Origin of the sequence: Leptotrichia sp. oral taxon 879 str. F0557 (genome assembly GCF_000469385.1) — a bacterium.
In the GTDB taxonomy this organism is placed as follows: domain Bacteria; phylum Fusobacteriota; class Fusobacteriia; order Fusobacteriales; family Leptotrichiaceae; genus Leptotrichia; species Leptotrichia mesophila.
Genome location: NZ_KI271299.1, coordinates 14,047 through 14,668, shown reverse-complemented (window position 1 = coordinate 14,668; position 622 = coordinate 14,047). Strand labels below are relative to the sequence as shown.

1 protein-coding gene is annotated in these 622 nt (G+C 41.3%); it reads left to right on the top strand.

All coding sequences use genetic code 11. The features are described 5' to 3' along the window. Nucleotides 1-622 (top strand): hypothetical protein (locus HMPREF1552_RS12740; protein WP_021743612.1); only part of this gene is annotated, 622 nt, incomplete at both ends.

The following is a 622-nucleotide window of genomic DNA, read 5'->3' as shown; positions in this document are numbered from 1 at the left end:
ATCCGATGACCTGGTAACGTCAGGGAATGTAAGGGCAAACGGAAAAATCACAGTTTCAGGAAAGCTGGAGAACAGCGGGGCTGTTGAAACTTCCAAGAACATATCAGTTGCAGGAAACATTAAGAATGATGGAAGAATTGCGGCAAATGAGGACTTGACAGGGAAGAATGCTGAAAACAATGGGAACATCTATGTCAAGAATCTGGAAGTCAATAACCTGAAGAATACTGGAAAAGTTGAAGGCGTGGACCTTAAGACGGATGACATTACAAACAGCGGAGACATTACGGCAATTGGAAAGATTTCAGGCGGAAACATTGACAATTCAGGAAAACTGCTTGCCAATGATACAATTGATGCCAAGAATATAAAAAATGCCACTAGTTCCAGCAAAATTGCGGCTGGAAAAGGTATTATAGGAGAGAGAATTGAAAACTCTGGAACATTTGCCACAAATGGGAATATTAAGGCGGCAAGCTCGCTTGTGAACAACGGAACGGTTGATGGAAAAGGAATTGATGTTGCAGGAGCTGAGTTTACAAACTCAGGAAAGATAAACGGTGAAAACATCAAGGCCAATGTATCCAGTACTAAAAATGACGGCTTCATCTATTCAGGAAAT